Genomic DNA, 25,633 nt, shown 5'->3' with positions numbered 1-25,633 from the left:
CGTCACCCGCTCGCCCGGCTCCTCGAGACCGGGGTGATCGACTGCGGCAGCGGGATCGTCGCAGGGACACCGAGGAGGTCCTGGACGATCTCGAGGAACATCTCGGCCTGGCGCAGCAGGTCGTCGGACTCGCGTGCGCTGATGTGACCGCCGCGGTCGATGACCGACCGGTGCGCCGAGCAGGCGGCGAAGAAGGCGGCCCACTCCCCCAGCTCCGGGGCCACCCCGGGCAGCACCTGCCACACGCTGCGCGGTCGCGAACGTGGCGACGGCACGGTGCGGGCTGCGACGAGGGCCGCGGCGGCGCGCAGGGCTCCGAGGTGGGCGTCGCGATAGCGCTCGGACGCGTCGCTCGTGCGGCACGCGGTCTCGAGGGTGGTCCGGCCCCGCTCGAGCAGGTCGAGCACGGCGACCGAGATGGGTGGGCGGCGCAGGTCGTGGGCGGTGGTCATGGTGGTTCCTCTCCTCTCTCGTCTCATGGGCTCAGTCGGCGACCCGGACGAGCGACCAGTGGTCGCCGCGCGGGGACTCGTCGTGGGCGAGGTCGTAGACCCCGGGCGTGAACGACCATCCCGGGCTCGCCTCGACGCGCCAGACGTGCTGCTCGCTCGCCGCGGCGACGAGCGTCTCGCCGGGACGGACCTGCGCCTCGTCGGCCTCGAGCGCGTCGTGCCACCAGGCCCGCCGCTCGCGCCACTGGGCGAGGACGCCACGGACGACGTAGAGGCGCCCGCGCCAGATGAACGCCTCTGGCGGCGCCTCGAGGGACCCGGCCTCGGAACCCGAGGGTCCCGACGACCCGGAGTCCCGTGAGGACCTCGAGGACCCGGGCGGACGGGTCGACCTTCCGACCGGACCACCGGAGCGGCCCACGACGGACTGCTCCTGCTGCTCCCGCTCGCGCACTCTCACCTGCACGGCATCACTGAACCTGCGCACCACGACACGTCTCCCTCGGACACGTCGAGGCCGGACATCACGACCCAGACCACCCGCGCCCCACACGAGCGGTCCGACACCAACCGACGACTTGAACTGACAACTGACTGACAACTGACTGGCTCGGACACCGGCTCGGACCTCACCTCCCGGGCACCTCACCCGAAGAGACGACGTTCGAACACCTGTTCGATACTCGAAGCCTAACCCCTGGCGCCGACAGCCTGTCAAGACGGTCCGCGCGTCACGTCCACGCGATCCCGGGCCGCCGCAGCCGACCTCTCCGCACGCGTCCGTTTCGCCCCGCTCCGGACCGATCTGAGTACCCGTGCTCAGGTCCGTGCGGCGTCCCCGGCGACAGAGTGATGGCGCGGGTTCGGTCCGCGAACGGAGGGGCGCAGGGGTCCTGTCCGCTCACGGATCGGGCCCGTTCCGCTGCCCCCTCCCGCCGCCTGCAGCGCGCCCCGTTGCGCCACCCCCGGGAATACGGGAGCGTCAGGGACGTTGGACCTGGGCTCGGCCGACCGGTCGGGCCACAGCCGCACCGGCGCACCGCGACCGGCGCACGACCGAAGGGGTGTCGTGGGCGCCGAGCTCATCCCCATGGCCTTCACCACCGGGTGGGGCAGCGGCATCAACGCGTACGCCGTCGTGCTCGTCCTCGGGCTGGCCGACAAGATCTTCAACCTGAGCCAGATCCCGAACGCCCTGGCTCGCACCGACGTGCTCATCGGGGCGGGCGTCCTCTTCGTCGTCGAGATGCTCGCCGACAAGATCCCCTACGTCGACTCCGCCTGGGACTCCGTGCACACCGTCGTCAGACCGGCCGTGGGGGCGACGATCGGCTACCTCATCGGCCACGACACGGCGAGCCTCGACGCCGCCGTGGGCGCGGCGACCGGTGGTGTCACGGCCCTCATCTCGCACGGGATCAAGGCCGGGCTGCGCGCTGCCGTCAACACCTCCCCCGAGCCGGCGAGCAACGTCCTCGTCAGCACCACCGAGGACGTGACCGTCACGGGCGTCACCGCCCTCGCCATCGCGCACCCGTGGTGGGCCGCGGCCATCGCCCTGCTCTTCCTCGTGCTCGGCGCGTTCCTCGTCTACAAGCTGGCCGCACGCATCCGCCGCTACAAGCGCCGCTACGACGCGTGGGGCGAACGCGTCGGCATCGCCGTGCCCTCCGAGCGCCGGGAGCGCCGGGAGCGCCGGGAGCGCCGGGAGCGCCGCGGGACCGCTGCGCCACCGCCGCCGTCGGCCCGGGCCGACGAGCGTCTCGAGCGACCCTTCGACCAGGAGACCTGACCGCCCGGCCCGGTGAGCGCCGGCCACCCCCGGACCTGGGCCCCCACAGGTCCGCAGACCTCTCACAGGACCTCCCCACCCTGACGAGGGTGGGGACACAGGGCTGTTGCCGACGGTGGACACAGCTGGCACGAGGCCAGCCCATCGAAGGAGTGGAACGCATGAAGAACAAGACCATCGCGCTGGCAGGCGCCGGCATCGTGGCCGCGTCGGCGCTCGCGCTCGGCGGGGCCGCCCTCGCGAGCGCGGACGAGACGGGTGCCACCGGCACCGCCACCAGCTACGGCCAGCTCGGCGAGGGCCCCCAGGCCAACGGCAACACCAACGGCAACACCGACCCGAGCAAGCCGATGCGCTCCGACGAGACGCTGCTCACTGGCGACGTCGCCGCCAAGGTGACGGCGGCCGCCAAGGCCAAGGAGCCGACCGCGACGATCGAGCGCGTCGAGACCGACTCGGACGGCGTCTACGAGGCGCACATGGTGCGCACCGACGGCACCCACATCACGGTGCAGGTCGACGCGTCCTTCGCCGTGACGGCCGTCCAGGAGGGCGGACCTGGCGGGTCGGGCGGACCCGGCGGCCGTGGCGGTGACCACGACGGCGACGGCCCCCAGGGCCAGTCGGGCCAGCAGGGCGAGGCCCCGGCCTCCCCCAACGGCACCGCCACCCCGTCGAGCACCACCTGACCGACCCGGTCCACGCACCGGACGGCCGGCCCTTCCCTGGGGGCCGGTCGTCCTCGTGTCGTCGGGCTGGCCGCACCTGTCGCCGGTGGGCCCCTCGTCCTCCGAGTCTCCGCGCCGGTCAGAGGTTGCCGAAGACCTCGAGCGTCGCCGACGACCGGTTCATCGTGATGAAGTGGATCCCGGGAGCACCCTCGTCGAGCAGGCGGCGCGACGACTCCGTGGCGATCGCCATGCCCTCGGCCCGGACCCCGGCGGCGTCGTCGCCGTGCCGCTCGAGACGGTCGGTGACCGCCGTCGGCATCGGCTGCCCCGCGAGCTGCGCCATGCGCACCACCTGACGGGCGTTGGTGATCGGCATGATCGCCGGGACGACGGGCAGACGCGACCCGCGCCGGGCGAGCTCGTCGCGCAGCCGGAGGTAGTGGTCGACGTCGAAGACCATCTGGGTGATGGCGAACTCGGCGCCAGCGCGCTCCTTGCGGATCAGGGTCTCTGCGTCCTCGCTGATGTCGCCCGACTCGGGGTGGCCGTCGGGGAAGGCCGCGACACCGACGGTGAAGTCGCCGAGCCCCCGGACCAGCGCGACGAGCTCGTCGGCATGGTCGAGGCCCTCGGGGTGCGCCACCCACGGCTGGCCGAGGCCGCCCTGGGGGTCACCGCGCAGGGCCAGGATGTTGCGAACCCCCGCGGCGGCATACGACCCGACGATGCCGCGCAGCTCGGCGACGGAGTGCCCGACGCACGTCAGGTGCGCCATGGGCGTCAGCGAGGTCGCCTCGAGGACGCGCTGGGTGAGCCGGACGGTGCGGTCGCGGGTGCCGCCGCCGGCGCCGTAGGTGATCGAGACGAAGCTCGGCGACACCTTCTCGAGGCGTCGGATGGCGTCCCAGAGCTGTGCCTCGGACGCGTCGTCCTTGGGCGGGAAGAACTCGAAGCTGTACGTCGGGGTGTCGGCCTCGATCATCGCCGGGATGGACCGCGTGAACCGCTCCGCCCGCGCCATCGAGGATGCCGTGCCGTGTGCCATGCCGCACACCATAAGCCGCGCGCGTCCGCGGTGTCCGGGCTGTTCACGGGCGCACCCGCGCGCCGCGTAGGCTGACCCCGATTCCCGCGACTCGATGGAGGACCCCGTGCAGACCCCCACCGACCTCGACGTGCTGCGCCGTCGGGTGCAGCAGGCGATCGACGGGCAGATCGCCGGGGCCACGCAGTCGCTGGCCGCGATCGGCGAGGAGACAGCCCCGCTCGTCGCGGCCGTGTCCGGCCTGCTGACCGGCGGCAAGGGTCTGCGCGCCGGCTTCCTCTACTGGGGCTACCGCGCCGCAGGTGGCGCCGACTCCGACGCGCTCGTGCGCCTGGCCGCGAGCATGGAGTTCTTCCAGGGCGCCGCCCTGCTCCACGACGACGTCATGGACCGCAGCGACACGAGACGGGGTATGCCATCCGCGCACCGTGCCGTCGCCTCGCTGCACCAGGCGCGTGGCTGGGCGGGTGACGCCGACCGCTTCGGCGAGGGCACCGCGATCCTCGCGGGCGACCTGTGCCTCACGTGGTGCGACGAGCTCTACGCGACGTGCGGCCTGCCCGCCGACGAGCTGGCCCGCGGCCGTCAGCTCTTCGACTCGATGCGCACGCAGCTCATGGGCGGCCAGTTCCTCGACCTGCTCGAGTCCGCCCGCGGCTGGGACGGGCTCGACCTCGACGCCCGGGTCGCCTCGGCGCGCAAGGTGATCCGCTTCAAGAGCGCGAAGTACACCATCGAGCACCCGCTGCTCATCGGGGCGCTCGTCGGCGGCGCGCCGGACGGGTCGCTCGCCCCCCTGTCGAACTACGGGCTCGCCCTCGGGGAGGCGTTCCAGCTGCGCGACGACCTGCTCGGCGTCTTCGGCGACCCCGAGGCCACCGGCAAGCCCGCGGGTGACGACCTGCGCGAGGGCAAGCGCACCGTGCTCGTGGCCCACGCCCTCGACGCGGCGTCCGACACCGACCGTGACACGGTCGAGAGCCTCCTCGGGCGCGACGACCTCGAGCTTGCCGGCGTCGAGGCGATCCGCAGGGTGCTGCTCGACACCGGGGCGGTCGACCGGGTCGAGAGCCTCATCGCGACCCTGGCCGACGAGGCCTGCCGCGCCGTCGACCGGGCCCGGGCGACGGGCTCCTACGACACGTCGGCGCTCGACGTCCTCGAGGCGCTCGTCGCGGTCTCGACGGCCCGCCGGTCCTGACGACCCGGCCGGACGGCATACGCCCTCGGTCCGTCAGGACGCGCCAGGACGCGTCAGAAGGCGAGCTCCTGCGCCCGGCGCCGGATCTCGGTCTTGTGGCCGGCCAGCATGGCGTCGATGGGAGCGCCCTCGACGGGCAGCGTCTCGTCGGGGGTGTGCAGCCACTCGATGATCTCGTCGTCGTCCATGCCACCGTCGGCGAGCACGGTGAAGGTCCCGCGCAGCTCGGGCCGCGGGCCGGTCTCGTCGAAGAACTTCGCCGGGATCGCGACGACGCGCCGCTCACCGATGCGGGCAGCGAGCACCTCGCGGTCGGCGATGAGCTGGCGCACCTGCGACAGCTGCAGACCGAACCGCTCGGCGGCGTCGGGAACGGTCAGCCACTCCCCGACGAGCGACTCGAGGTCACGGGTGGTGGGCACGTCGGGCTGCAGCTCAGGGGTCTCGCTCACAGGACGAGAGTCTGCCACCGTCCCGACCGGTCCGCGCACACCGCCGACCGAGGCGTGCTGGAGCAGACCGGGACGAATTACACGGGTGTATTTATACTTTAGTGCTCAATTATGCGCTATCGTCACAGGCGCCACTCCGCTCACAAGCGTCACACAGCACCTCACAACACCGCAGCAGCATCACAACACCCTCCAGTACCTCACCGAACCCCTTCCGAACGCCCCTCCACGCTTCTCGAACTCAGCTCGGGCTCCAGGAAAGGACTCCACCCCATGCCCTTCGCCGACGTCGCCGCGCTCGCGCTACCCGCACACGCCGCCGTGGCCCCCGTGGCCGCCACCCCGTGGAAGACCGTCACGGTCCGCCCGGGTGACACGATCTGGCACCTCGCCCTCGCCAACCACACGACCGTCCAGGCGATCGTCGAGAAGAACCGGCTCACCGCACGCGGATCGGTGATCCACCCGGGGCAGAAGCTCCTCGTGCCCGGTCGCCCCTCGGCGACCCCGGCCCGGTCCGCCGCGTCGACGGCGTCAACCGTCCGCCCGGCGAGCACGACCGCCACCGTCATCCACGTCGTGCGTGCGGGCGAGACGATGAGCGGGATCGCCAAGCGCTACGGGGTCTCGCTGACCAAGCTCCTCGCCGCGAACCGGCTCCCCAACGCAGGACTCATCTTCGTCGGGCAGCGGATCAGCGTGCCGGGTGCGAAGGCACCGGCCACCCCGACGCCGTCGGCGCCCAAGCCCTCCACCCCGACGCCCTCGAAGCCGGCGACGGGACCGACGACCCCGAGCGGTGCCGGCACGATCTACGTCGTCAAGGCGGGCGACAGCATGAGCGTCATCGCACAGCGCTACGGCGTCTCGCTGACCAAGCTGCTCGCGGCCAACAAGCTGGCCGACGCGGGCCGCATCTACGTGGGCCAGAAGATCGTCATCCCCGGCACCGTCTCGGCCCCCGCGCCCACGACACCGGCCCCCGCCCCGGCCCCCGCGCCGGGCTACCAGTACCCCAGCAAGACCGCGCAGGCCGTCGCCGAGAGCAAGGCGAAGCTCGCGGCCATGGACGTGCCCAGCCGCACCGACACCGCCGCGATGATCCGGGCGACCGCGACCCGCCAGGGCGTCGACCCGAAGCTCGCTCTCGCCATCGGCTACCTCGAGTCCGGGTGGTACCAGCGCGCCGTCTCCTACACCAACGCCGTCGGCGTCATGCAGCTCATGCCGGTGGCCCAGACGTGGGCCTCGCAGCTCGCGGGCCGGACGCTCGACCGTTACGACACGCAGGACAACATCACCGGAGGCGTCCTCATCATCCGCGCCCTGCAGGCCAGCGCGGACTCGCGCGAGCAGGCCATCGCCGGCTACTACCAGGGCCTCTACTCGGTCCGCACCAAGGGCATGTACGAGGACACGAAGCGCTACGTGGCCAACGTCATGGCCGTCTACGACCGCCTCTGACGGGGTGCCGCTCCGCGTCCCGAGCCGCCCGACGGGGAGGTCGCCGGACGGCCCCTCGGGCGCGGAGCGCAGGCGGAGGTCTCGCGGTGCGCCTGACCGGCGCGCCCATCGGGGCGGGCAGCGCGCCCGCACCGCGAGACCCCGCCGCGGCTGGCCTGCACGGGATGCGCAGACCCAGCCCGTAAACTGCGGGGCGTGACGTCCAGCGTGGCGGACGCCCTCGTCGGTCGGGTGATCGACGGCCGGTACCGCATCCTCTCCCACCTCGCAGACGGAGGCATGGCCTCTGTCTACGTGGCGCTGGACGGACGGCTCGACCGGGAGGTGGCGCTCAAGATCATGCGCCCCGGCCTCGCCACCGACGACGTCTTCGTCGAGCGCTTCCGCGCCGAGGCCCGGTCCGCGGCCCGCCTGAGCCACCCCAACGTCGTGGCCGTCTTCGACCAGGGCGAGGACGACGGCGAGGTCTTCCTCGCCATGGAGCTCGTCGAGGGCAAGACCCTGCGTGACGTCATCCACGAGGAGGCGCCCCTCACGGCACGTGAGGCGCTCGCCATCCTCGAGCCCATCCTCCTGGCGCTCAGGGCGGCCCACGTGGCCGGCATGATCCACCGCGACGTCAAGCCCGAGAACGTCATCGTGCGACGCGACGGCGAGGTAAAGGTCGCCGACTTCGGCCTCGCGCGCGCGATCACCAACCAGGCCGCGACGAGCCAGACTGGCGTCCTGCTCGGCACGGTCTCCTACCTCTCCCCCGAGCAGGTCGAGCGCGGAGTCGCCGACACCCGCAGCGACGTGTATGCCGCCGGTCTGCTCCTCTTCGAGATGCTCACCGGGCGCAAGGCCGTCACCGGCGGCACTCCGATCCAGATCGCGTACAACCACGTCCACGGATCGATCGTCACGCCGAGCTCGGTCGTCCCCGGTGTCCCCGCCGAGCTCGACCAGCTCGTCGCCCGCGCGACGGCACTCGAGCCCGAGGACCGCTTCGAGTCGGCCGCCGCGTTTGTCGCTGCGCTGCGGGGGGTGCGCCGCGGCCTCACGGCCGACGAGCTCGACCGACGTGGCAACGCGGTCGCCACCGACCCCGCCACCACCTCGGTGCTGCCGTCCGTCTCGTCGACGACGCACCTGCCCGCCCCGGCTCGGCCGGAGCGGGCCGACCTGCCGAGCTCCCCCGAGCGCCACCGCACCCGACCCAACGAGGTCGGACGCGCGGCCCTCGCCGGGATGCCCGTCCACGACGACGGTCCCGCCCTCGAGCACACCGCAGCCATGCCGATCGACCGACGGGCCGGCCGCCGACGACGGTGGCCGCTCTGGCTCGCGGCCCTCCTCGTCGTCGGCGGTGTCGCGTTCGGAGGCTGGTGGTTCACGGCCGGACCGGGAGGCTCGACCGTCGTGCCGGCCGTGGTCGGCCAGCCGGTCGCTCAGGCCGAGGGCGCGATCGAACAGGCCGCCCTGACGGTCGAGACCGTCGAGGAGTTCTCCGAGGGCAGGGCCAAGGGCGTCGTGCTCCGCGTCGAGCCCGGCGCGGGGAGCGAGCTCGGCAAGGAGTCGACCGTCCGTCTCGTCGTCTCCAAGGGCAAGGAGCGGTATGCCGTCCCGAAGCTCGTCGGCGCCCGGCTCGGCGACGTCGGGGCGACCCTGTCACCCCTGACGCTCCGGCTCGGCGACCGCTCCGAGGAGTGGAGCGAGACGGTGGCCAAGGGAGTCGTCATCGCCCAGGACCCCGCACCCGGCGAGTCCGTCAGGCGCAGCACCTCGGTGTCCGTCGTCGTCTCGAAGGGGCGCGAGCCGATCGAGGTGCCCACGGTCACCGGCGCACCGTTCGACGCGGCCTCGGCAGCCATCACGAGGGCCGGGCTCACGGTGCAGCGCGGCGAGGACGTCAACAGCGACGCCGTGCCCGCCGGCCAGGTCGTCTCACAGTCACCCGACAGGGGCACGCTGCACCGTGGCGACGCCGTCACGGTCGTCGTGTCGAAGGGGCCGGTGCTGGTGCCCGTGCCCAACGTCGTCGACCAGCAGGACACCCCCGCCGAGAAGACGTTGACCGACCTCGGCTTCAAGGTCGACAAGCAGTACCCCTTCGGTGAGCTCTTCGAGAAGAAGGTCCGAGCCCAGGACCCCGCAGCGGGCACGCCCGTGCCCAAGGGCACGACGATCCACCTGACGATCGTCTGAGGCCGTCCGTGACACCTGCGGCGCGCACGCGCCTGGCCACCCTGCTCCTCGTCGCCCTCACCGCCGTGTGGGGCTCGACGTTCTTCCTCATCCGCGATCTGGTCGAGACCGTCCCGCCCGTCGACTTCCTCGCGGTGCGTTTCAGCCTGTCCGCAGTCATCATGCTTCTCGTGTTCTGGCGGCCGGTGCGGGCCCTGAGCCGTCGTCAGGTCCTCGTGGGAGTCGGTCTCGGCGCCCTCTACGGTCTGGCCCAGATCTTCCAGACGCAGGGCCTCGCGACGACACCGGCCTCCGTGTCGGGCTTCATCACCGGCACCTACGTCGTGCTCACCCCGGTCTTCACCGCCGTCCTGCTGCGCGAGCGCGTGGCCGGATCCACTTGGGCGGCAGTCGGGCTCGCGACCGTGGGCCTGGCCCTGCTCTCGCTCAACGGCTTCTCCGTCGGGGTCGGCGAGGCCCTCACCCTGCTCGCCGCCGCTCTCTACGCCCTGCACATCGTCGGCCTCGGCCGCTACAGCGCCTCCGAGATCGCGACCGGTCTGTCCGTCGTGCAGATGGTCGTCATCGCCGTGCTCTGCGTCGTCGGCGCCCTGCCCGGTGGCGTCGTCCTGCCGAGCGGGCCGGGCCAGTGGGCGTCGGTGCTCTACATGGTCGTCTTCGCCAGCATCCTGGCCCTGTGGGTCCAGACGTGGGCGCAGGCGCACATGCCGGCCACGCGGGCGGCCATCGTCATGACGCTCGAGCCGGTCTTCGCGGCGTTCTTCGCCGTGACCCTGGGCGACGAGACCGCGACGCTGCGGATGGTCATCGGCGGCGCGCTCGTGCTCACCGCGATGTACGCCGTCGAGCTCCTCGCGCGGCGGCGCCCGGGCGAGCTGCCCAGCGAGGCCCTCCACCACGAGGTCTGAGACCACCCACCCTCCCCACCGAACGCGGCGTTCGGTGGCGAAAGCGCTGTTCTACCAGTGAGTTCGGCACCGAACGCGGCGTTCGGTGCGGGGAGGCGTGCGTCCGGGTCAGGCGGCCTCGGGCGCCGCGCGCAGCAGGCCGGTGAGGACGTCGATCGCGACGTCGGTGCCGGCGTCGTCGACGTCGAGGTGCCAGACGAGACGCACGGCACCCGGCCCCACGGCATACGTCCTCACGCCGGCGGCGAGGGCTGCGTCGACGAAGGCGGCGGAGGTCCAGCCGACCGCGGCCACGTCGACGATGACGATGTTGGTCTCGACCGTGGCCAGGTCGACGGCGCCGGGGGCGGCCTCCGCCATCGCCTCGGCGGCTCGTCGCGCCCGGGCGTGGTCGTCGGCCAAGCGCTCGACGTTGTGGTCGAGCGCGAAAAGGCCTGCGGCAGCGAGGATCCCGGCCTGCCTCATGCCTCCGCCGAAGCGCTTACGCCAGATGCGCGACTCGGCCATGGCATCGGCCGAGCCCACGAGCACGCTGCCGACCGGAGCGCCGAGACCCTTGCTCAAACAGATCGAGACGGTGTCGAACTCACGGCCGTAGTCACCGACCGGCACTCCGGAGGCGACGTGCGCGTTGAAGAGCCGCGCCCCGTCGAGGTGCATGGCGACCCCGCGCTGACGCGTGACCTCCCGCGCCCGGCGGATCTCGTCGAGCGACTGCACGGTGCCGCCGCCGAAGTTGTGGGTGTTCTCGACGATCACGAGCGACGTGCAGACCTGGTACGGCCCGACGCCGGTGATCATGAGGGACGCGGCGTCGTCGGCGCGGAAGCGACCGCGCTCGGAGACCCAGGTGCGCGACGAGATGCCCGAGAGCACCGCGGCGGCTCCGAGCTCGGCCCGCACGACGTGGGCGAGCGAGTCGCCGATGAGCTCCTCGCCCGGCTTGACGTGCAGCCGCACGCCGAGCTGGTTGGCCATCGAGCCCGAGGGCGTGAAGAGCGCGGCCTCGTGCCCGAGCATCCCGGCGACGCGCTCCTCGAGGGCGCGCAGCGTCGGGTCCTCGCCGAAGACGTCGTCGCCGACCTCCGCGCGCGCCATGGCCTCGCGCATGGCCTCGGAGGGCCGGGTCAGGGTGTCGCTGAGCAGGTCTGCCCGGAAGGGACTCGTCGCCGCCACCGCTCAGGCCTGGCCGAGCATCTCGGCGACGAGGAACGCGAGCTCCAGTGACTGCTGGTGGTTCAGGCGGGGGTCGCACACGGACTCGTAGCGCTTCTCGAGGTCGGAGTCGATGATCTTCTCCGCGCCGCCGAGGCACTCGGTGACGTCGTTGCCGGTGAGCTCGACGTGGATGCCGCCGGGGATCGTGCCGAGGGACTGGTGCACCTCGAAGAAGCCGCGCACCTCCTCCACGATGTCCTCGAAGTCACGCGTCTTGTAGCCGGACGGGCTCTCGAAGGTGTTGCCGTGCATCGGGTCGCAGATCCACGTCACGGTGGCACCGGACGCCGTCACCTTGTCGACGAGAGCCGGCAGGGCGTCGCGGATCGTACCCGCGCCCATGCGGGTGATGAAGGTCAGGCGGCCCGGCGTGCGGTTCGGGTCGACCGTGTCGATGAGGCGCAGCACCTCGTCGATGTCGGCCTTGGGCCCGAGCTTGACGCCGATGGGGTTGCTGATGCGCGAGACGAAGTCGACGTGGGCGCCGTCGAGCTGACGGGTGCGCTCGCCGACCCAGACGAAGTGGCCGGACGTGTCGTAGAGACGCCCCGAGCGCGAGTCGATGCGCGTCAGGGGCCGCTCGTAGTCGAGCAGCAGCGCCTCGTGGGCGGCGTAGAACTCGACGGTGCGCATGGCGTCGAAGTCGGCACCACAGGCCCACATGAAGCGCATCGCCTTGTCGATGTCCTTGGCGATCTTCTCGTAGCGCTGGTTGGCCGAGTTGGCGACGAAACCACGGTTCCAGTCGTGGACGTGCCGCAGGTCGGCGAATCCACCGGTCGTGAAAGCGCGCACGAGGTTGAGGGTCGCCGAGCTCGCGTGGTAGGCCCGGACGAGGCGCTGCGGGTCGGGGATGCGGGCGGTCTCGTGGAACGCGAAGTCGTTGACCATGTCGCCGCGGAAGGCAGGCAGGGTCACGCCCTCGCGGGTCTCGACGGTCGAGCTGCGCGGCTTGGCGTACTGCCCGGCCATGCGCCCGATCTTGATGACGGGCACCGATGCGCCGTAGGTCAGCACCGCGGCCATCTGGAGGATCGTCTTGATGCGGTCGCGGATGTTGTCGGCCGTCGCGGAGGCGAAGGTCTCGGCGCAGTCGCCACCCTGGAGCACGAAGGCCTCACCCACGGCGGCCTTGGCCATCCGGTCGGTGAGGATGTCGCACTCGCCCGCGAAGACGAGCGGAGGATACGAGGCGAGGGTCTCGATCACCTCGGCCAGGGCAGCCGTGTCGGGCCAGGCAGGCTGCTGCTGGGCCTCGAGCTCGGTGGCCGCGGCCGTGAGGGCGGCGAGGGCCTCGGACCCGTCAACGGGTTCGAGGCCGGCATCGGCGGTGGCGGTCCTCGTGTTCACCCCGCCAGCGTAGACGTCGCACGGGGGTGCCCCCGCCCGGGTCCGCATCCCGAAACCTTCGAGCGCCGCGGTCGCTCCACCGAGGACGTATGCCGTCCGGCCGGCGGGGCCGGGTCAGCTCGGGTCGATGCGGGTCACGTCGGGTCGGCGAGGTCGAGACCGCGCTCCATCGCGAAGCGGACGAGCTCGACGCGGTTGTGCATCTGGAGCTTGCCGAAGATGTTCTGCACGTGGTTCTGCACGGTGCGGTGCGAGAGGAACAGTGTCGACGCGATCTCCTTGTAGCCCATGCCCGTCGCGACGTACTTGAGGATCTCGGTCTCGCGGTCGGTCAGCTCGGGGATGGGTCGCTCCGGGGTGCCTCCACCCGCGGCCTTGACCCGCCGGAACTCGCCGAGGACGAGGCCGGCGAGGCCGGCGGTGAAGACCGGCTCCCCCGCGGCCGTGGCCCGCACCGCGGCGAGGAACTCCTCACGTCCGGCCGACTTCACGAGGTAGCCGAGCGCGCCGGCCTTGACCGCGTCGAGGACGTCCTGGTGGTCGCCGCTCGCCGAGAGGATGAGGATGCGGGTCGGCACCTGGGCCGCGGCGAGGGCGGCGCAGACCTGGGCGCCGGACAGGCCCGGGAGGTTGAGGTCGAGGACGAGGACGTCCGGCACCGTGGCCCGGGTCCTCGCAACCGCCGACCGGCCGTCGTCCGCGGTCGCGAGGACCTCGAAGCCGGCGTCGGCGAGGTCACGGGCGACGGCATCGCGCCACATCGGGTGGTCGTCGGCGACGACGACCCGGATGTGCTCGGGCGGCGTGCTGCTCCCCTGCTGCGGCATGGCGTCCTCCTGCTCCGTCACGATGCTCCTTGTCCCCGGGTGCGAACCTGCGGCCCGCGTTCGGTCGTCGCGGGCGTCCGGCGACCATGGTGCCGGTTCGTAAGACGTGTCGTCCGGCGATTGGGGATCCGCAGCTCGACGGTCGTCCCACCGGCGGACCCGGACGTGATGGTCGCGGTGCCGCCGAGGTCGGCGAGGCGGCCGAGGATGCTCGACGAGACACCGAGACGCCCCTGCCCGACGGCCTCCTCGAGCCGACCCTCCGGAACGCCTCGACCGGAGTCGCGGATCGTCACGGCGATCTCGTCGCCGTCGTCGTCGAGCAGCACCCAGGCCCGCGCGTCGTCGCCGGCATGCTGGCGGACGTTGTCGAGGGCGGCCTCGACGGCGGCGACGACCTCGTCGGCGACCCTTCGTGGCAGGAGCACGGCGTCGGCGGGCGAGACGAGCTGGACACTGTCGCCCTCGACGTGGCGCAGCAGGGTGCGCAGGTCGGCGTCACCGCTGACGGCCCGGCCCACCTCGGCGAGGTCGGTCTGGCTCACGAGCGTGCGCAGGATCCGCTCCTGCTCACCGGCCATCGCACCGAGCCGCGCCGTCTCCCCGCCGATGTCGCTCGCGCGCCGGTTGATGAAGGCGAGCGTCTGGAGGACGCCGTCGTGCACGGTCCGGGCGAGCCGGTCGCGCTCGGCGCGGGCGGCGTCGAGCCGCATGGCCTCGGCGAGCGCCGCGTGGCTCGACCGGGCGAGGTCGACGCAGTAGCCGATGCAGCCACCGAGCAGGAGCCCGAAGATCGAGTTGGTGATGGTGTTGGGCGTCGGCTCAACCACCTCGACGAAGGAGCACGCCGCGACGAGCGAGGCGGCCGCGAGACCACCGCGCCAGCCGCGCAGCACCGCGAACCCGATGACGGCTGCGGTGGGCCAGATCGAGGGGATGGTCTTGGCCCCGGCAGTGATGACGTCGGGGTCGTCGACGAGCCGGGTCGCGAGGATCGCGGAGCAGCCGATGGCGAGCTCGATGGTGTAGGCGCGGACCGTGCGCACCGGTCGCAACGTGACCGCGAGCGTCCAGCCGGCGAGGACCCCGAGGATGGCGACCGCCCCGACGAGGTGCGCGATCTGCTCGTGCCGCTCCCAGACCGACCACACGGCATACGCGAGGGCGAGGCAGCGGAAGACGTCGATGCCGCGCCAGAGCCCGCGAACGATGGCGTGCTCGTCGTCGAGCACCGCCACCGTCGGCGCCGAGACGGCGGCGGGGAGCTCGTCGTCGGACAGCGGCGCCGGAGCCGGGATCAGGTCGGTGTCAGGGCCGCCCGGCACATCGCCTGGCTCGCCGTCGGGCACACCGTCGTGCTCCGGGCCCGCGCCGTGCCGCGTGCGAGCCATGACGTCAGGACGCCGCCACGACGGGAGCGTCGCCGTCGCTGTCGTCCTCGGCTGTCGAGGCCGAGGTCGCTCCGGACGACTCGGAGGCCTGGGCCGGCCGGGCCTTGCCCTCGGCGGCGTCGAGCGCCTCCTCCAGCTCGGGCGCGGCGCTGCCGGGCTTGGCAGCCTCCTGCAGCTCACGGGCCTTGGCCCGAGCCGCGGAGACGAGCCGGTCCTTCATCGACGTGGCGTACATGTCGACGTACTCCTGGCCCGAGAGCAGCATCAGCTCGTACATGATCTCGTCCGTGATCGAGCGCAGGACGAAGCGGTCGTCCTCCATGCCCTCGTAGCGCGAGAAGTCGAGCGGCTTGCCGACCCGCACCCCGACCCGCATGATCCGCGGGATGACCTTGCCGGTGGGCTGGGCCTTGTCGGTGCCGATCATGGCCACGGGGATGACGGTGACCTTGCCCTCGAGCGCCATCCGCGCCACGCCCGTGCGGCCGCGGTAGAGACGGCCGTCGGGTGACCGGGTGCCTTCGGGGTAGATGCCGAGCAGGTCACCGCGACGCAGCACCTTGAGGCCCGAGGTCAGCGCGGCGTTGCTCGCCTTGCCGCCCGACCGGTCGACGGGCAGCTGCCCGACGCCCTTGAAGAAGGCAGCGGTGAGCCGGCCCTTGATGCCTCGGCCGGTGAAGTAGTCGCTCTTGGCGAGGAACGTGACGCGGCGGGACACGACGAGCGGGAGGAAGATCGAGTCGGAGAAGGACAGGTGGTTGCTCGCGAAGATCGCGGCACCCTCCTCGGGGATGTTCTCCTCCCCCTCCACCCACGGACGGAAGAGGAGCTTGATGATCGGCCCGATGACGATCGTCTTGAGGAACCAGTAGAACAACCGTGTCCGCCTTCCGTCTGTGACGGCTCGAACTCTACGACACTCGCGCACTGACAGCGGCGCATGCGAGGATCAGCAGGTCCAGCCGCTTCGCCCGAGGAGCCCCACCGTGACGGTCCGTCCCGACGCCGCAACGGGCTTCGGCATGTCTTTCCAGCCCCTCCGCACGACCGTCGCCGGGGGCGGACGATGAGTGACCGCGACCTCGACGCGGAGTTCGCGCGGATCATCGCGGGATGGGACGACGAGGCACCCGAGCCACAGCGTCGTGACGCCCCGGCGTCGACCGACCAGGTGGTCCAGCCGGCGGCCGAGCAGGTCGCCGACCCTGCGCCACCGTCGGTCTCGCCGACCGCGGCCGACACGGTCGACACGGCCGACACGGCCGACGTGGCCGACGCGGCCGACCAGCCCGGTCCGACGTCGGCCCCGGACGCCTCACCCTCGCCGGTGGAACGCCCGCAGGCCGGCCGGGGCACCGACCCCGCGGCACCGCCGCAGCAGCCCGGAGCCGGCGCGTCGACCCCGTCGGGGTCGTCCGGTCTGCTCGAGCTGCCGATCGCCCCGACGACGTCCCACGAGTGGCGCGGCCCGACGTCCCGCCGCGACGACGCCGACGCCGCATCGGACGGCGACGACCACTTCGTCCCCCCTTCCGAGATCGACCTCCCGTCGGCCGAGACCGACCCGATGTTCTGGGCGATCGTCGGCGGCCTCGCCGGCGGCCCGCTGCTGCTCCTCTACGTCCTCTTCTTCGACCGTGACGGCAGCGGCTGGTGGGTCGTGACGGCCCTGACCATGGTCGTCGTCGGCTTCGTGCTGCTCGTCCTGCGCGGCGGCACCGAGCGGGACCCGTTCGACGACGGCACCCGCCTCTAGCCGCTCGCGAGGCGGTCCGACACGTCAGTCGGACCCGAGGTCGAGGTCGACCCAGACCGGCCGGTGGTCCGACCCCGCTACGAGGTCACCCTCGTCCACGACGGTCTCGGCCGATTCGACGACCCGCAGTCCCGGCCCGGCGAAGACGACGTCGAGGGCGGTCCTCGGGTCGAGCGCGGGAAACGTGGGCGCGTTGCCGGACACCGGCAGGTGGTGCTCGGCGAACATTGCGTATGCCGTCCCGCCGGGTCCCTCGTTGAGATCCCCTGCGATGACGGCCCGGTCGTCGAGCCCAGCGAGCCGGGTGAGACCGGCGAGGACGGTGGCCGCGTGCCTCGCCCGCTCGGAGGCGCGCAGCCCGAGGTGCACGCTGACGACGGTGACGGCACGACGCGACGGACCGCCGGTCGGGAGCGAGACGGTCGCGGCGGCATACCCTCGCGTGCGGTCGGGGAAGCGGACCGGCAGACGGCCACGCGACGTGCCGTGGACGACCACCCGTGCGTCCGTCAGGACCGCCGTCCCGCCAGTGCCGAGGCGGCCCCGGTGCCAGTGCAGACCGCAGTCACGCGCGAACGGCGGGAGGCGGAGCTCCGTCGTGAGCCGGCGCGGGACCTCCTGGAGGCACAGCACGTCGGGGGCGACGGCACGCACGACGCGTGCCGCTGCTGCCCGGTCGTCGAGCAGGTCGTGGACGTTGTAGCTCATGATCCGCAGCACATGCTCCGGTCGGCCACCGGGCCGCGCGGCCACCGGCTCAGCGGCCGGCGCGCGCGAGCTCGGCGGCGCCGATGAGACCGGCGTCGCTGCCGAGCACGGCGCGCACGATCCGCGCCTCCGGACGGTAGCCGCGCCCCGGGAGCTGCCGGCGGAAGGCCTCGCGGGCCGGGCCGATGAGCATCTCGTCGGCCGCGCTCACGCCACCGCCGATGACGAAGAGGCCGGGGTCGAAGGCCGAGGCGAGGTTGGCCAGCCCGATACCGAGCCACTCGCCGATGTCGGCGAGCAGCTCGCGCGCGGTGGGGTCGCCCTCGCGGGCGGCCTCGGTGATGAAGGGACCGGTCAGCGCGTTGGCGTCGCCGCCGAGACGGGCGAGCAGGTCGGCGACGACGGGAGACCCGGCCTCGATCATGGCGCGGGCCTCGCGCACGAGCGCGTTGCCGCTGGCGTACTGCTCCCAGCAGCCACGGTTGCCGCACTCGCAGCGCGCGCCGCCCGGCATGATCTGCATGTGGCCGAACTCGCCGGCGATGCCGTGCCGGCCGCGCTGGACGTTGCCGTCGATGATGAGGGCGCCGCCGATGCCGGTGCCGAGCGTGATGACGACGACGTGCGACTCACCCCGGGCGGCACCGAAGGTCGCCTCGGCCCAGGCCGCGGCATTGGCGTCGTTGTCGACGGTGATCGGCAGGGCGATGCGCTGGGAGAGCGCGTCACGCAGCGGCTCGTTGCGCCAGGACAGGTGCGGCGCGAAGACGACGGTCGCGCGGTCCTCGGCGACGAAGCCCGCCGCGCCGATGCCGACGGCCACGACGTCGTCGGCGTCGACGTGGCCGAGCAGCTCCTCGACCGACTCGACGATGGTGTTCTCGACGACCGCCGGAGACGTCGAGCGGTGGGGGGTGTCACGACGGGTGCGATGGGTGATGACGCCGGACTCGTCGACGACACCACCCGCGACCTTCGTGCCGCCGATGTCGATGCCGATCGCGAGACGCCTGCTCATGCGCTGCCTCCGGGCCCGTTCTCGTCGGCGTCGATGTCGTCGGCGTCGATGTCGTCGGCGTCGATGTCGTTGGCGTCGGCGCTGGGGTGGGCGTTGTCGCGGTCCGTGTCACGGTCGGGCGCAGGCTCGGCGCGCCGCTCCCGCTGCGCCGTCGCGAGGTCGCGCAGGGCCGTGGCCGCGAAGCCGACGAAGTCGGCGACCTTCTCGATGGTGTCGGGGTTGACCTGCTGGACGAAGGCGATGAGCTGGCAGACGGGACACACGCGGCACGCAGCGGGCTTCGTGCCCCCGCACGTGCACTCCCCCGCCGACCCGTCGGGTCGACGCGCTGCGTCCGGGCCCGTTGGGTCACCCGCCGGCGACGCCGGGCCTGCGGCGCGGTCGTGGCCGTGCGCTGCGCCGCCCGCACGCTCACCCCGGGAGTCACCGGACGGCATACGCGAGCTTCCCGACCAGGTGCGGCGGGAGAGCAGGTCGACGAGCAGCGCAGCCTCTGCCGCGACGCTGCCGGGGGGCGCGTCGTCGGGGCGCGACGACTCGTCGGCGTCGAGCCGGTGGGGCTGGTCGGGGGCGGCGGGTGCCGCGTCGGGACCGTCGTTCGGTATCACGGTCGGTCAGGCCTCGACGCGCTTCTTCAGCTCCTTGAGCGCGGTGTCGACGATGACCTTCTCCGCCTTGCGCTTGAGCAGCCCGATCATGGGGATCTTGACGTCGACGGAGAGGCGGTAGGTGACCTTCGTGCCGTCGCCGTCATCGGCGAGGGTGTAGGAGCCGTTCATCGCCTTGAGCACCTGCGCGGAGACGAGGGACCACGAGACGACGCCCGTGCCGTCCTCGACGACGTCCCACTCGTAGTCCAGGACGTAGGTGTCCTTGATGGCGCCTGCGTCGAGGGTGAACTGGACCTGGTCGGCCCAGCCGTCACCCTCCTCGGCGAGCACGGTGACGTCCTTCACCTCGCCCGCCCACTCGGGGTAGGCCTCGAAGTCCGCGATGACGTCGAGCACCTCGCCGGGCGGGGCGTCGATGACGATGGAGGACTCGGTGCGATCGGCCATGCGCCGAAGGCTATCGCGTCGTCAGCGGGCCGACCGCGGTTGTCCCCGCCGGTGTCATCCCGCGTCGGCCGCGTGCCAAGATGGGGACGACGGCAGCCCTGCGCCGCGGGGCGGCGCGCCCGACCGCCGAGCCCACCCTGTGATGATGCTGACGTGGTCTGCGCGGTTACCGATCGGTAAGGTGCAGCACAGTTCCCCGGCCCCGCCATCAGGAGTGACAGTGAAGGACAACGTCGTCGCACCACTCGCCCCCGTCACGACGGAGGGAAGCCTCGCCGACCTCCCCGTGCGCAACGCCGCGGAGAACGCGAGCGAGACCGCGTTCTCCCGCAAGACGCCCTCCGGGGGCTGGACGCACGTGACGTGGGCCCAGTTCGCCGACGACGTCGCCGCCGTCGCCAGGGGCCTCATCGCCGAGGGGCTCCAGCCCGGCGACCGGGTCGCCCTCATGTCGCGCACGCGCTACGAGTGGACCCTCGTCGACTTCGCCGCGTGGAGTGCGGGCGCCGTGGTCGTGCCGATCTACGAGACCTCCTCGGCCGAGCAGGTCCAGTGGATCCTCTCGGACTCCGACGCCCAGGTCGTCGTCGTCGAGACCGACGCACACCGCTCGGTCGTCGAGCAGGTCCGGGGCGACCTGCCGTCGCTCCGCGACGTCGTCACCATGGACGCCGGTGGTCTCGACGCCCTGCGCGAGAAGGGCCGCGAGGTCTCGGACGCCGATCTGGCCGCGCGCCGGGCCGGACTCGACCGACGGGCGGTCGCGACGATCATCTACACCTCGGGCACGACGGGCCGACCCAAGGGCTGCGAGCTGACCCACGGCAACTTCCTCGACCTCGCCGAGAATGCCATCGAGAAGCTCGGCCAGGTCGTCCTCACCGAGAACGCCTCGACCCTGCTCTTCCTGCCCCTCGCGCACGTCTTCGCCCGCTTCATCGAGGTGCTCTGCGTCGAGGGTCGCGCACGGATGGGCCACTCGGCCGACATCAAGACGCTGCTCGACGACTTCGCCGGCTTCCAGCCGACCTTCGTGCTCGCCGTCCCCCGCGTCTTCGAGAAGATCTTCAACTCGGCCGAGGCCAAGGCGTCCTCCGAGGGCAAGGGCAAGATCTTCCTGCGCGCGGCCACCGTCGCGATCGCCTACAGCGAGGCCCTCGACGCCGGCCGACCCGGCCTCGGACTGCGGATCCAGCACGCGGTCTTCGACCGTCTCGTCTACGGCAAGCTGCGCGCAGCCATGGGCGGGCACGTGCGCTACGCCGTCTCCGGCGGGGCGCCCCTCGGCACGCGCCTCGGCCACTTCTACCGGGGCATCGGGGTCGTCATCCTCGAGGGCTACGGCCTCACCGAGACGACCGCGCCCGTCGCGGTCAACACGCCGGACAAGATCAAGATCGGCACCGTCGGACCGCCGTTGCCGGGCACGGGCATCCGGATCGCCGAGGACGGCGAGATCCTGCTCAAGGGTGTCGGCGTCTTCAACGCGTACCACGACAACCCGACCGCGACGGCCGACGCCATCGTCGACGGGTGGTTCCACACCGGCGACATCGGCGAGATGGACGAGGACGGCTACCTGCGGATCACCGGCCGCAAGAAGGAGATCCTCGTGACGGCGGGTGGCAAGAACGTCGCCCCGGCCGTGCTCGAGGACCGCCTCCGCGCACACCCCCTCGTCTCGCAGTGCATCGTCGTCGGCGACCAGAAGCCCTTCGTCGCCGTCCTCGTGACGCTCGACGAGGAGATGTGGCCGCTCTGGGCCAAGACGCACGGCATCGAGGGAGTGTCACTCGACCAGGCCCGCACCGACCCGAAGGTCCTCGAGGCGCTGCAGGAGGCCGTCGACCGGGCCAACGAGGCGGTCTCCAAGGCCGAGTCGATCCGCAAGTTCGCGGTGCTGCCCGGCGACTTCACCGAGGCCAACGGCTACCTGACGCCGTCGCTCAAGCTCAAGCGCAACGTCGTCATGAAGGACTACGCCGACGAGGTCGAGAGGCTCTACGCCTGAGGGCTCAGCGGAGCAGGTGGCGGATGCGCGCCTGCCAGTCCGTGACGAGGGCTGCCCGTGTCGTTCCGGTCGTGCTGCGCAGGGCGGCGTCGACGGCTGCCTCGCGGTCGTCGAGCCGGGAGGTCGGGACGTCGAGCCCGCCGGCTGTGGCCCGGTAGAGACGGACGACGGCCTGGGTGCCGTGCGCGTCGGCGAGGGTGCGCAGGGCCAGCAGCGAGAGGCCGTATGCCGCCGCGAGCGCGTGGGTGCCCGGGTCGAAGTCCGCGTCGGCCGGCAGTGCCTGCGGCAGGCCGGACGCTCGCACACGTTCGAGCGCCGGAGCGACGATCGTCGCCTCCGGCAGGTCGATCGGCTCGTACGCGACGAGCTCGGCGAAGCCCTCGGACAGCCAGACGGGCACGGCCCGTGTCGTCGAGGCCCGCACGGTGACATGGGTCAGCTCGTGCGTCATGACGACGTCGCGGCCGTCGGGACGCAGCGAGGCCCACGCTCCCGGGACGAGCACGATGCGGTCTGCCCCGGCTCTCTCCCCCGGCGTCAGCGGACCGTCAGTGGCCGCGGCGACGCCGTCGAGGTCGCCGGCCGCGCGTCCGAGCAACCGGGCGGCGTCGGCGTCGGTGGCCGGGGCGATCCAGACCGCGGGGCGCACCTCTCCCCACACGCTCGCGACCCGCGAGGCCGCCGTGCGCGCCCGACGGACGACCTCCTCGATCCGGTCGTCGTCGCCGACGCCCAGCACCAGCGCGGTGTCCGACCTCCGGACGACGAGGCCCGCGAGATCCCAGGGCTGCGGGCGCCCGGAGGGAGCCGACGCCGTGATGGCCAGGCTTGCGGGCCGACTGGGGTCAGCCTTGAAGGTGAGGTCGAGGTCGAAGGACCGAGGACGAGCGTCGAAGCCCCGAAGCCTGTAGGTGAGGCTCGCCCTGACGTCCCACTCGACCGTGGTCCCCCGGGCTGCCGGAACCGGCGCGGTGGTCTCGCGGACGCCGACGAGCCGGATGCTCTCCACCGCCATGCGCGTCATGCGGTCGAGGACGGCGACCTGTGTCGGGCGCAGCGCCGCGGATGACGCCGCCTGCAGGGGTGCGAGCCACCCGCTCTCGTCAGACCGCTCCGCAGCGGCGAAGCGGGCGCGCAGCAGCTCCGTCACCGCACGCTGACGGGACGACGCCCACGCCTCCGGAGTGACCTCGGCGTCTGCGCCGAGCCCGCCGCTGGGCGAGGTCGGGTGCGGTGCTGCCGTCGCCGGGGGCCCCGAGTGCGGACCGGCCGCCGTGCACGCCGTCAGGGTCAGGACGAGCAGCGCGGCCAACGCCGCCGAGGCGGCCTCCCGCGCAGGTCCGCGACGACGGGTGCCCGACACCGCGACATCGTGTCATGCGGAGCTGTTGCTGTGGCCCGTCCCCGTCGCCCGTGGGGTCAGACGGCGTGGCGCGCTCGGTGGTGCGTCACGACCTCGGCGGGCTCGAGCTCGGCGCGAGCCGTGTTGGCCGTGGACACGGAGACGAGCCCTGCCGCCACGAAGGCAGACACGGCCCGTCGCTCCGCTCGGTCGAGGGGTGCGGTCATGACCCCGTCGACCTCACGGCGGTCGTCGACCGGCCGCGGGCGGCCGGGTCGCGTGTCGGCGCCGGGTGCGGTGGCGCCCGGACGCAGCGGGATCCCCGCCAGCGCGGTCACCATGCAGTCTGCGCAGTGGACGTCCCGCACCGGGCAGGTCTGGCAGTCGACGAGCATCATCGTGGTCCAACCCCTTCGTCTCTCGTTGCGATCTGTCGTGAAAGACGCTAGGTGGCCCCACTGACACTGCCCCGGGACACTCGGTCGTCGACTCGCCTCCCGGCCTCCGCCGGATGGCCGCGGGACCGGCGTCGAGCCGCACGGGAGGGCAACGCCCCGGGGCACCGTGATCCTCAGGCGCCGTCCGGCCCCCTTGTGCCAGAAGGGCTTGCGACCGACGCGCCTCCGAGGCATTGTCGGCGCCCCGGCATACCGTCGAGGTCATGCAGGCGATCCAGGCGACGTTCGACGACCTCGGCACCCCCCTTGCCGGCGTCACGTTCGTCGTCGTCGACCTCGAGACCACCGGTGGCTCACCCGCCCAGTGCGGCATCACCGAGATCGGCGCCGTCAAGGTGCGCGGCGGCGAGGTGCTCGGCGAGTTCCAGACCCTCGTCGACCCGGCCGAGCCCATCCCGGCGTTCATCTCCGTCCTCACGGGCATCACCGACTCCATGGTCCGCGACGCGCCGCGCATCGAGAGCGCCCTGCCCGCCTTCCTCGAGTTCGCCGCCGGCAGCGTCCTCGTCGCCCACAACGCCGGGTTCGACATCGGCTTCCTCAAGGCCGCTGCCGCCCGGGTCGGCGCTCCGTGGCCCGGCTTCCCGGTCCTCGACACGCTCCAGCTGGCCCGGCAGCTCGTCGTGCGCGACGAGTCGCCCAACCACCGGCTCTCGTCGCTCGCCCAGGTCTTCGGCTCCACGACGGCACCCGACCACCGGGCCCTGCACGACGCCCGAGCCACGGTCGACGTCCTCCACGGACTCATCGAACGCGTCGGCAACCTCGGCGTGCACACGCTCGAGGAGCTGTCGAGCTACAGCTCTCGGGTCACCCCGTCGCAGCGACGGAAGCGCTTCCTCGCCGATCCCCTGCCCAGCGCCCCCGGCGTCTACCTCTTCAAGGACGGCAGCGACCGCGTCCTCTACGTCGGCACGAGTCGCGACATCCGCACCCGGGTGCGCACCTACTTCACGGCCTCGGAGCAGCGCAGCCGGATGGCCGAGATGGTGCGCCTCGCCCACGTCGTCCACCCCGTCGTCTGCCAGACCTCGCTCGAGGCCCAGGTGCGCGAGCTGCGGCTCATCGACGAGCACAAGCCGCGGTTCAACCGCCGGTCCAAGGACGGCCGCAAGGTCATCTGGGTCAAGCTCACCCAGGAGCGCTTCCCCCGCCTGTCGATCGTCAAGCAGGTCCGCGACGACGACGCCCACTACATCGGGCCGTTCCGGTCCCGGGCGACGGCCCAGGCGGCCATCGACGCCGTCCACGAGGTCGTCCCGCTGCGTCAGTGCACCGGCCGGCTCACCGGCCGAGGCACCGCCTGCGCCCTCGCCGACATGGGCCGGTGCGGCGCCCCGTGCACCGGCGCGCAGTCCGAGGGTGACTACGCCGTCGTCGTCGCCGAGTGCCGCGCCATCTTCACCGGCAACGCCCGGCCCAGCGCCGAGCTGCTCCGGGTCCGCCTCGAGGAGCTGGCCTCGCAGGAGCGGTTCGAGGATGCGGCGCGGGTGCGCGACCGCTTCCTCCAGCTCGTCCGCGGAGCCGCTCGCGCCCAGCGGCTGGCCCCCCTGGTCCGCTCTCCCGAAATCATCGCCGCGCGCCGCAGCGACGTCGGTGGGTGGGAGCTCGTCTCCGTCCGCCACGGACGCCTCGCCGGCGTCGTGGTGAGCCCGCGCGGCGCCGACCCGATGCCCTACGTCCGGTCGATGCAGGCCACGGCCGAGGTCGTGCCCGCACCGACGCCCGACCGTCCGTCCGCCCTCACCGAGGAGACGGAGATCCTGCTCCGGTGGCTCGAGGCGCCGGGCGTGCGCATCGTCGAGCTCGAGGGGACCTGGACGTGCCCCGTCGGCGGCGCCGGTTCGGTGCGCAGCGAGCTCGAGCCCGCCGTCGCATCGGCGCACGAGGTCGTCGGGTTCGACCACGACGTGCCCGGACCGCGTGCCGGCTCCCCGCACGGCGACCGACCCGGCCGCKCCGGTCGCCCGGGCCGAGGCGGCGGCCTGCGTCGCGCGGGGTAGGCCCGGCTAGGGTGGTCCCGTGATCACCGCCATCGTCATGATCAGCTGCGAGGTCGACCGCATCCCGGAGGTGGCCGAGGCCATCGCCGACATCCCGGCCGTGTCCGAGGTCTACTCGGTGACGGGCGACGCCGACCTCATCGCCATGGTGCGGGTCAAGGCGCACGAGGAGTTCGCGGACGTCATCGCCGACCGGCTCAACAAGGTGCAGGGCATCGTCGGAACGTCGACGCACATCGCCTTCCGCACCTACTCGTCGCACGACCTCGAGGCCGCCTTCAGCCTCGGGCTCGAGGGCGAGTAGCAGGTCGACACAGACCC

Annotated in this window: 25 protein-coding genes; 10 read left to right on the top strand and 15 right to left on the bottom strand. The window is 72.5% G+C overall.

Annotated elements, in window-relative coordinates; all coding sequences use genetic code 11:
• Nucleotides 1-2 precede the first annotated feature (2 nt).
• Complete coding sequence (locus AC1DW8_RS14325; RefSeq protein ID WP_056781063.1) at nucleotides 3-452, bottom strand: SAV_6107 family HEPN domain-containing protein; 450 nt, start codon at nucleotides 450-452, stop codon at nucleotides 3-5.
• 31 nt (nucleotides 453-483) lie between these two features.
• On the bottom strand, nucleotides 484-942 hold the full coding sequence (locus tag AC1DW8_RS14320; protein WP_235508628.1) for a DUF6504 family protein: 459 nt from the start codon (nucleotides 940-942) through the stop codon (nucleotides 484-486).
• A 579-nt stretch (nucleotides 943-1,521) separates the two neighbouring features.
• Between AC1DW8_RS14320 and AC1DW8_RS14315 the strand changes: the two genes are divergently transcribed.
• The gene (locus tag AC1DW8_RS14315; RefSeq protein ID WP_056825201.1) at nucleotides 1,522-2,244 is read left to right on the top strand and encodes a DUF4126 domain-containing protein; all 723 of its coding nucleotides are present in this window, start codon (nucleotides 1,522-1,524) and stop codon (nucleotides 2,242-2,244) included.
• A 161-nt stretch (nucleotides 2,245-2,405) separates the two neighbouring features.
• Nucleotides 2,406-2,933 (top strand): hypothetical protein, encoded by a 528-nt coding sequence (locus AC1DW8_RS14310; RefSeq protein ID WP_056781067.1) that lies wholly within the window; start codon nucleotides 2,406-2,408, stop codon nucleotides 2,931-2,933.
• Nucleotides 2,934-3,051: 118 nt separating this feature from the next.
• Here AC1DW8_RS14310 and AC1DW8_RS14305 read toward each other — a convergent pair whose 3' ends face one another.
• Nucleotides 3,052-3,960, bottom strand: a complete 909-nt coding sequence (locus tag AC1DW8_RS14305; protein WP_056781276.1) for a methylenetetrahydrofolate reductase — start codon at nucleotides 3,958-3,960, stop codon at nucleotides 3,052-3,054.
• A gap of 94 nt (nucleotides 3,961-4,054) precedes the next feature.
• Between AC1DW8_RS14305 and AC1DW8_RS14300 the strand changes: the two genes are divergently transcribed.
• Nucleotides 4,055-5,161 (top strand): polyprenyl synthetase family protein, encoded by a 1,107-nt coding sequence (locus AC1DW8_RS14300; RefSeq protein ID WP_478094827.1) that lies wholly within the window; start codon nucleotides 4,055-4,057, stop codon nucleotides 5,159-5,161.
• 53 nt (nucleotides 5,162-5,214) lie between these two features.
• On the opposite strand, the gene AC1DW8_RS14295 is transcribed toward AC1DW8_RS14300, so the two are convergent.
• A complete protein-coding gene (locus AC1DW8_RS14295) occupies nucleotides 5,215-5,613 on the bottom strand; it encodes an Rv2175c family DNA-binding protein (RefSeq protein WP_478094825.1) in 399 nt (132 codons plus the stop codon).
• 273 nt (nucleotides 5,614-5,886) lie between these two features.
• Between AC1DW8_RS14295 and AC1DW8_RS14290 the strand changes: the two genes are divergently transcribed.
• The 3 genes from AC1DW8_RS14290 (at nucleotide 5,887) to AC1DW8_RS14280 (ending at nucleotide 10,172) form a co-directional block, all read left to right on the top strand.
• Nucleotides 5,887-7,077: a lytic transglycosylase domain-containing protein gene (locus AC1DW8_RS14290; RefSeq protein ID WP_056825199.1), complete on the top strand. Its 1,191-nt coding sequence runs from the start codon at nucleotides 5,887-5,889 to the stop codon at nucleotides 7,075-7,077.
• A gap of 195 nt (nucleotides 7,078-7,272) precedes the next feature.
• Nucleotides 7,273-9,264 carry a Stk1 family PASTA domain-containing Ser/Thr kinase gene (pknB, locus tag AC1DW8_RS14285; RefSeq protein WP_478094823.1) on the top strand — a complete coding sequence of 664 codons (1,992 nt, stop codon included), beginning with the start codon at nucleotides 7,273-7,275 and terminating at the stop codon, nucleotides 9,262-9,264.
• A gap of 8 nt (nucleotides 9,265-9,272) precedes the next feature.
• Nucleotides 9,273-10,172 (top strand): DMT family transporter, encoded by a 900-nt coding sequence (locus AC1DW8_RS14280; protein WP_478094821.1) that lies wholly within the window; start codon nucleotides 9,273-9,275, stop codon nucleotides 10,170-10,172.
• Nucleotides 10,173-10,280: 108 nt separating this feature from the next.
• On the opposite strand, the gene AC1DW8_RS14275 is transcribed toward AC1DW8_RS14280, so the two are convergent.
• The 5 genes from AC1DW8_RS14275 to AC1DW8_RS14255 form a co-directional block, all read right to left on the bottom strand.
• Nucleotides 10,281-11,348: a threonine aldolase family protein gene (locus tag AC1DW8_RS14275; protein ID WP_478094820.1), complete on the bottom strand. Its 1,068-nt coding sequence runs from the start codon at nucleotides 11,346-11,348 to the stop codon at nucleotides 10,281-10,283.
• A 3-nt stretch (nucleotides 11,349-11,351) separates the two neighbouring features.
• A complete protein-coding gene (locus AC1DW8_RS14270; protein ID WP_056781083.1) occupies nucleotides 11,352-12,788 on the bottom strand; it encodes a class II 3-deoxy-7-phosphoheptulonate synthase in 1,437 nt (478 codons plus the stop codon).
• Nucleotides 12,789-12,874: 86 nt separating this feature from the next.
• A complete protein-coding gene (locus tag AC1DW8_RS14265) occupies nucleotides 12,875-13,588 on the bottom strand; it encodes a response regulator (protein ID WP_478094818.1) in 714 nt (237 codons plus the stop codon).
• The gene (gene macS / locus AC1DW8_RS14260) at nucleotides 13,585-14,958 is read right to left on the bottom strand and encodes a MacS family sensor histidine kinase (RefSeq protein ID WP_478094816.1); all 1,374 of its coding nucleotides are present in this window, start codon (nucleotides 14,956-14,958) and stop codon (nucleotides 13,585-13,587) included. The genes AC1DW8_RS14265 and macS overlap by 4 nt, the downstream gene beginning before the upstream one ends.
• Before the next feature lie 4 nt (nucleotides 14,959-14,962).
• Nucleotides 14,963-15,835, bottom strand: a complete 873-nt coding sequence (locus tag AC1DW8_RS14255) for a lysophospholipid acyltransferase family protein (RefSeq protein ID WP_478094814.1) — start codon at nucleotides 15,833-15,835, stop codon at nucleotides 14,963-14,965.
• A gap of 189 nt (nucleotides 15,836-16,024) precedes the next feature.
• Between AC1DW8_RS14255 and AC1DW8_RS14250 the strand changes: the two genes are divergently transcribed.
• Nucleotides 16,025-16,714: a hypothetical protein gene (locus AC1DW8_RS14250; protein ID WP_478094812.1), complete on the top strand. Its 690-nt coding sequence runs from the start codon at nucleotides 16,025-16,027 to the stop codon at nucleotides 16,712-16,714.
• Between the two features lie 24 nt (nucleotides 16,715-16,738).
• On the opposite strand, the gene AC1DW8_RS14245 is transcribed toward AC1DW8_RS14250, so the two are convergent.
• Genes AC1DW8_RS14245 through AC1DW8_RS14230 form a run of 4 tightly spaced genes read right to left on the bottom strand, consistent with a single transcriptional unit; the run spans nucleotide 16,739 to nucleotide 19,498 of the window.
• Nucleotides 16,739-17,422 carry an endonuclease/exonuclease/phosphatase family protein gene (locus tag AC1DW8_RS14245; protein WP_478094810.1) on the bottom strand — a complete coding sequence of 228 codons (684 nt, stop codon included), beginning with the start codon at nucleotides 17,420-17,422 and terminating at the stop codon, nucleotides 16,739-16,741.
• A gap of 49 nt (nucleotides 17,423-17,471) precedes the next feature.
• The gene (locus AC1DW8_RS14240; protein WP_478094808.1) at nucleotides 17,472-18,440 is read right to left on the bottom strand and encodes an ROK family glucokinase; all 969 of its coding nucleotides are present in this window, start codon (nucleotides 18,438-18,440) and stop codon (nucleotides 17,472-17,474) included.
• Entirely contained in the window at nucleotides 18,437-19,048 is a 612-nt protein-coding gene (locus AC1DW8_RS14235; protein WP_478094806.1) for a hypothetical protein, read from the bottom strand. The genes AC1DW8_RS14240 and AC1DW8_RS14235 overlap by 4 nt, the downstream gene beginning before the upstream one ends.
• A 6-nt stretch (nucleotides 19,049-19,054) precedes the next feature.
• Nucleotides 19,055-19,498 (bottom strand): SRPBCC family protein, encoded by a 444-nt coding sequence (locus tag AC1DW8_RS14230; RefSeq protein WP_478094804.1) that lies wholly within the window; start codon nucleotides 19,496-19,498, stop codon nucleotides 19,055-19,057.
• A 220-nt stretch (nucleotides 19,499-19,718) separates the two neighbouring features.
• Between AC1DW8_RS14230 and AC1DW8_RS14225 the strand changes: the two genes are divergently transcribed.
• Nucleotides 19,719-21,509 carry an AMP-dependent synthetase/ligase gene (locus tag AC1DW8_RS14225; RefSeq protein WP_478094802.1) on the top strand — a complete coding sequence of 597 codons (1,791 nt, stop codon included), beginning with the start codon at nucleotides 19,719-19,721 and terminating at the stop codon, nucleotides 21,507-21,509.
• Between the two features lie 4 nt (nucleotides 21,510-21,513).
• On the opposite strand, the gene AC1DW8_RS14220 is transcribed toward AC1DW8_RS14225, so the two are convergent.
• Together AC1DW8_RS14220 and AC1DW8_RS14215 are read right to left on the bottom strand one after the other, a co-directional pair.
• Nucleotides 21,514-22,872, bottom strand: coding sequence for a hypothetical protein (locus AC1DW8_RS14220; protein ID WP_056825183.1), 1,359 nt, complete (start codon nucleotides 22,870-22,872; stop codon nucleotides 21,514-21,516).
• A gap of 56 nt (nucleotides 22,873-22,928) precedes the next feature.
• Nucleotides 22,929-23,192: a hypothetical protein gene (locus AC1DW8_RS14215; RefSeq protein ID WP_478094800.1), complete on the bottom strand. Its 264-nt coding sequence runs from the start codon at nucleotides 23,190-23,192 to the stop codon at nucleotides 22,929-22,931.
• A gap of 320 nt (nucleotides 23,193-23,512) precedes the next feature.
• On the opposite strand from AC1DW8_RS14215, the gene AC1DW8_RS14210 reads away from it, so the two are divergent.
• Together AC1DW8_RS14210 and AC1DW8_RS14205 are read left to right on the top strand one after the other, a co-directional pair.
• Nucleotides 23,513-25,312, top strand: coding sequence for a DEDD exonuclease domain-containing protein (locus AC1DW8_RS14210; RefSeq protein WP_478094798.1), 1,800 nt, complete (start codon nucleotides 23,513-23,515; stop codon nucleotides 25,310-25,312).
• Nucleotides 25,313-25,331: 19 nt separating this feature from the next.
• Nucleotides 25,332-25,616 (top strand): Lrp/AsnC family transcriptional regulator, encoded by a 285-nt coding sequence (locus tag AC1DW8_RS14205; protein WP_020145466.1) that lies wholly within the window; start codon nucleotides 25,332-25,334, stop codon nucleotides 25,614-25,616.
• The last annotated feature ends 17 nt before the right edge of the window (nucleotides 25,617-25,633 follow it).

This window comes from Terrabacter sp. P2_E3, assembly GCF_056403915.1.
Note: the sequence above shows the minus strand (reverse complement) of the source record. Positions and strands in the feature narration are given on the sequence as shown.

What these genes read in the sequence shown, in the direction of transcription:
- AC1DW8_RS14240 (WP_478094808.1), bottom strand. Translation starts at nt 18,440, where the DNA reads ATGAGCAGGCGTCTCGCGATCGGCATCGACATCGGCGGCACGAAGGTC.
- macS (WP_478094816.1), bottom strand. Translation starts at nt 14,958, where the DNA reads ATGGCTCGCACGCGGCACGGCGCGGGCCCGGAGCACGACGGTGTGCCC.
- AC1DW8_RS14250 (WP_478094812.1), top strand. Translation starts at nt 16,025, where the DNA reads ATGAGTGACCGCGACCTCGACGCGGAGTTCGCGCGGATCATCGCGGGA.
- AC1DW8_RS14270 (WP_056781083.1), bottom strand. Translation starts at nt 12,788, where the DNA reads ATGCGGACCCGGGCGGGGGCACCCCCGTGCGACGTCTACGCTGGCGGG.
- AC1DW8_RS14230 (WP_478094804.1), bottom strand. Translation starts at nt 19,498, where the DNA reads ATGGCCGATCGCACCGAGTCCTCCATCGTCATCGACGCCCCGCCCGGC.
- AC1DW8_RS14245 (WP_478094810.1), bottom strand. Translation starts at nt 17,422, where the DNA reads ATGAGCTACAACGTCCACGACCTGCTCGACGACCGGGCAGCAGCGGCA.
- AC1DW8_RS14305 (WP_056781276.1), bottom strand. Translation starts at nt 3,960, where the DNA reads ATGGCACACGGCACGGCATCCTCGATGGCGCGGGCGGAGCGGTTCACG.
- AC1DW8_RS14310 (WP_056781067.1), top strand. Translation starts at nt 2,406, where the DNA reads ATGAAGAACAAGACCATCGCGCTGGCAGGCGCCGGCATCGTGGCCGCG.
- AC1DW8_RS14300 (WP_478094827.1), top strand. Translation starts at nt 4,055, where the DNA reads ATGGAGGACCCCGTGCAGACCCCCACCGACCTCGACGTGCTGCGCCGT.
- AC1DW8_RS14290 (WP_056825199.1), top strand. Translation starts at nt 5,887, where the DNA reads ATGCCCTTCGCCGACGTCGCCGCGCTCGCGCTACCCGCACACGCCGCC.
- AC1DW8_RS14325 (WP_056781063.1), bottom strand. Translation starts at nt 452, where the DNA reads ATGACCACCGCCCACGACCTGCGCCGCCCACCCATCTCGGTCGCCGTG.
- AC1DW8_RS14215 (WP_478094800.1), bottom strand. Translation starts at nt 23,192, where the DNA reads ATGGTGACCGCGCTGGCGGGGATCCCGCTGCGTCCGGGCGCCACCGCA.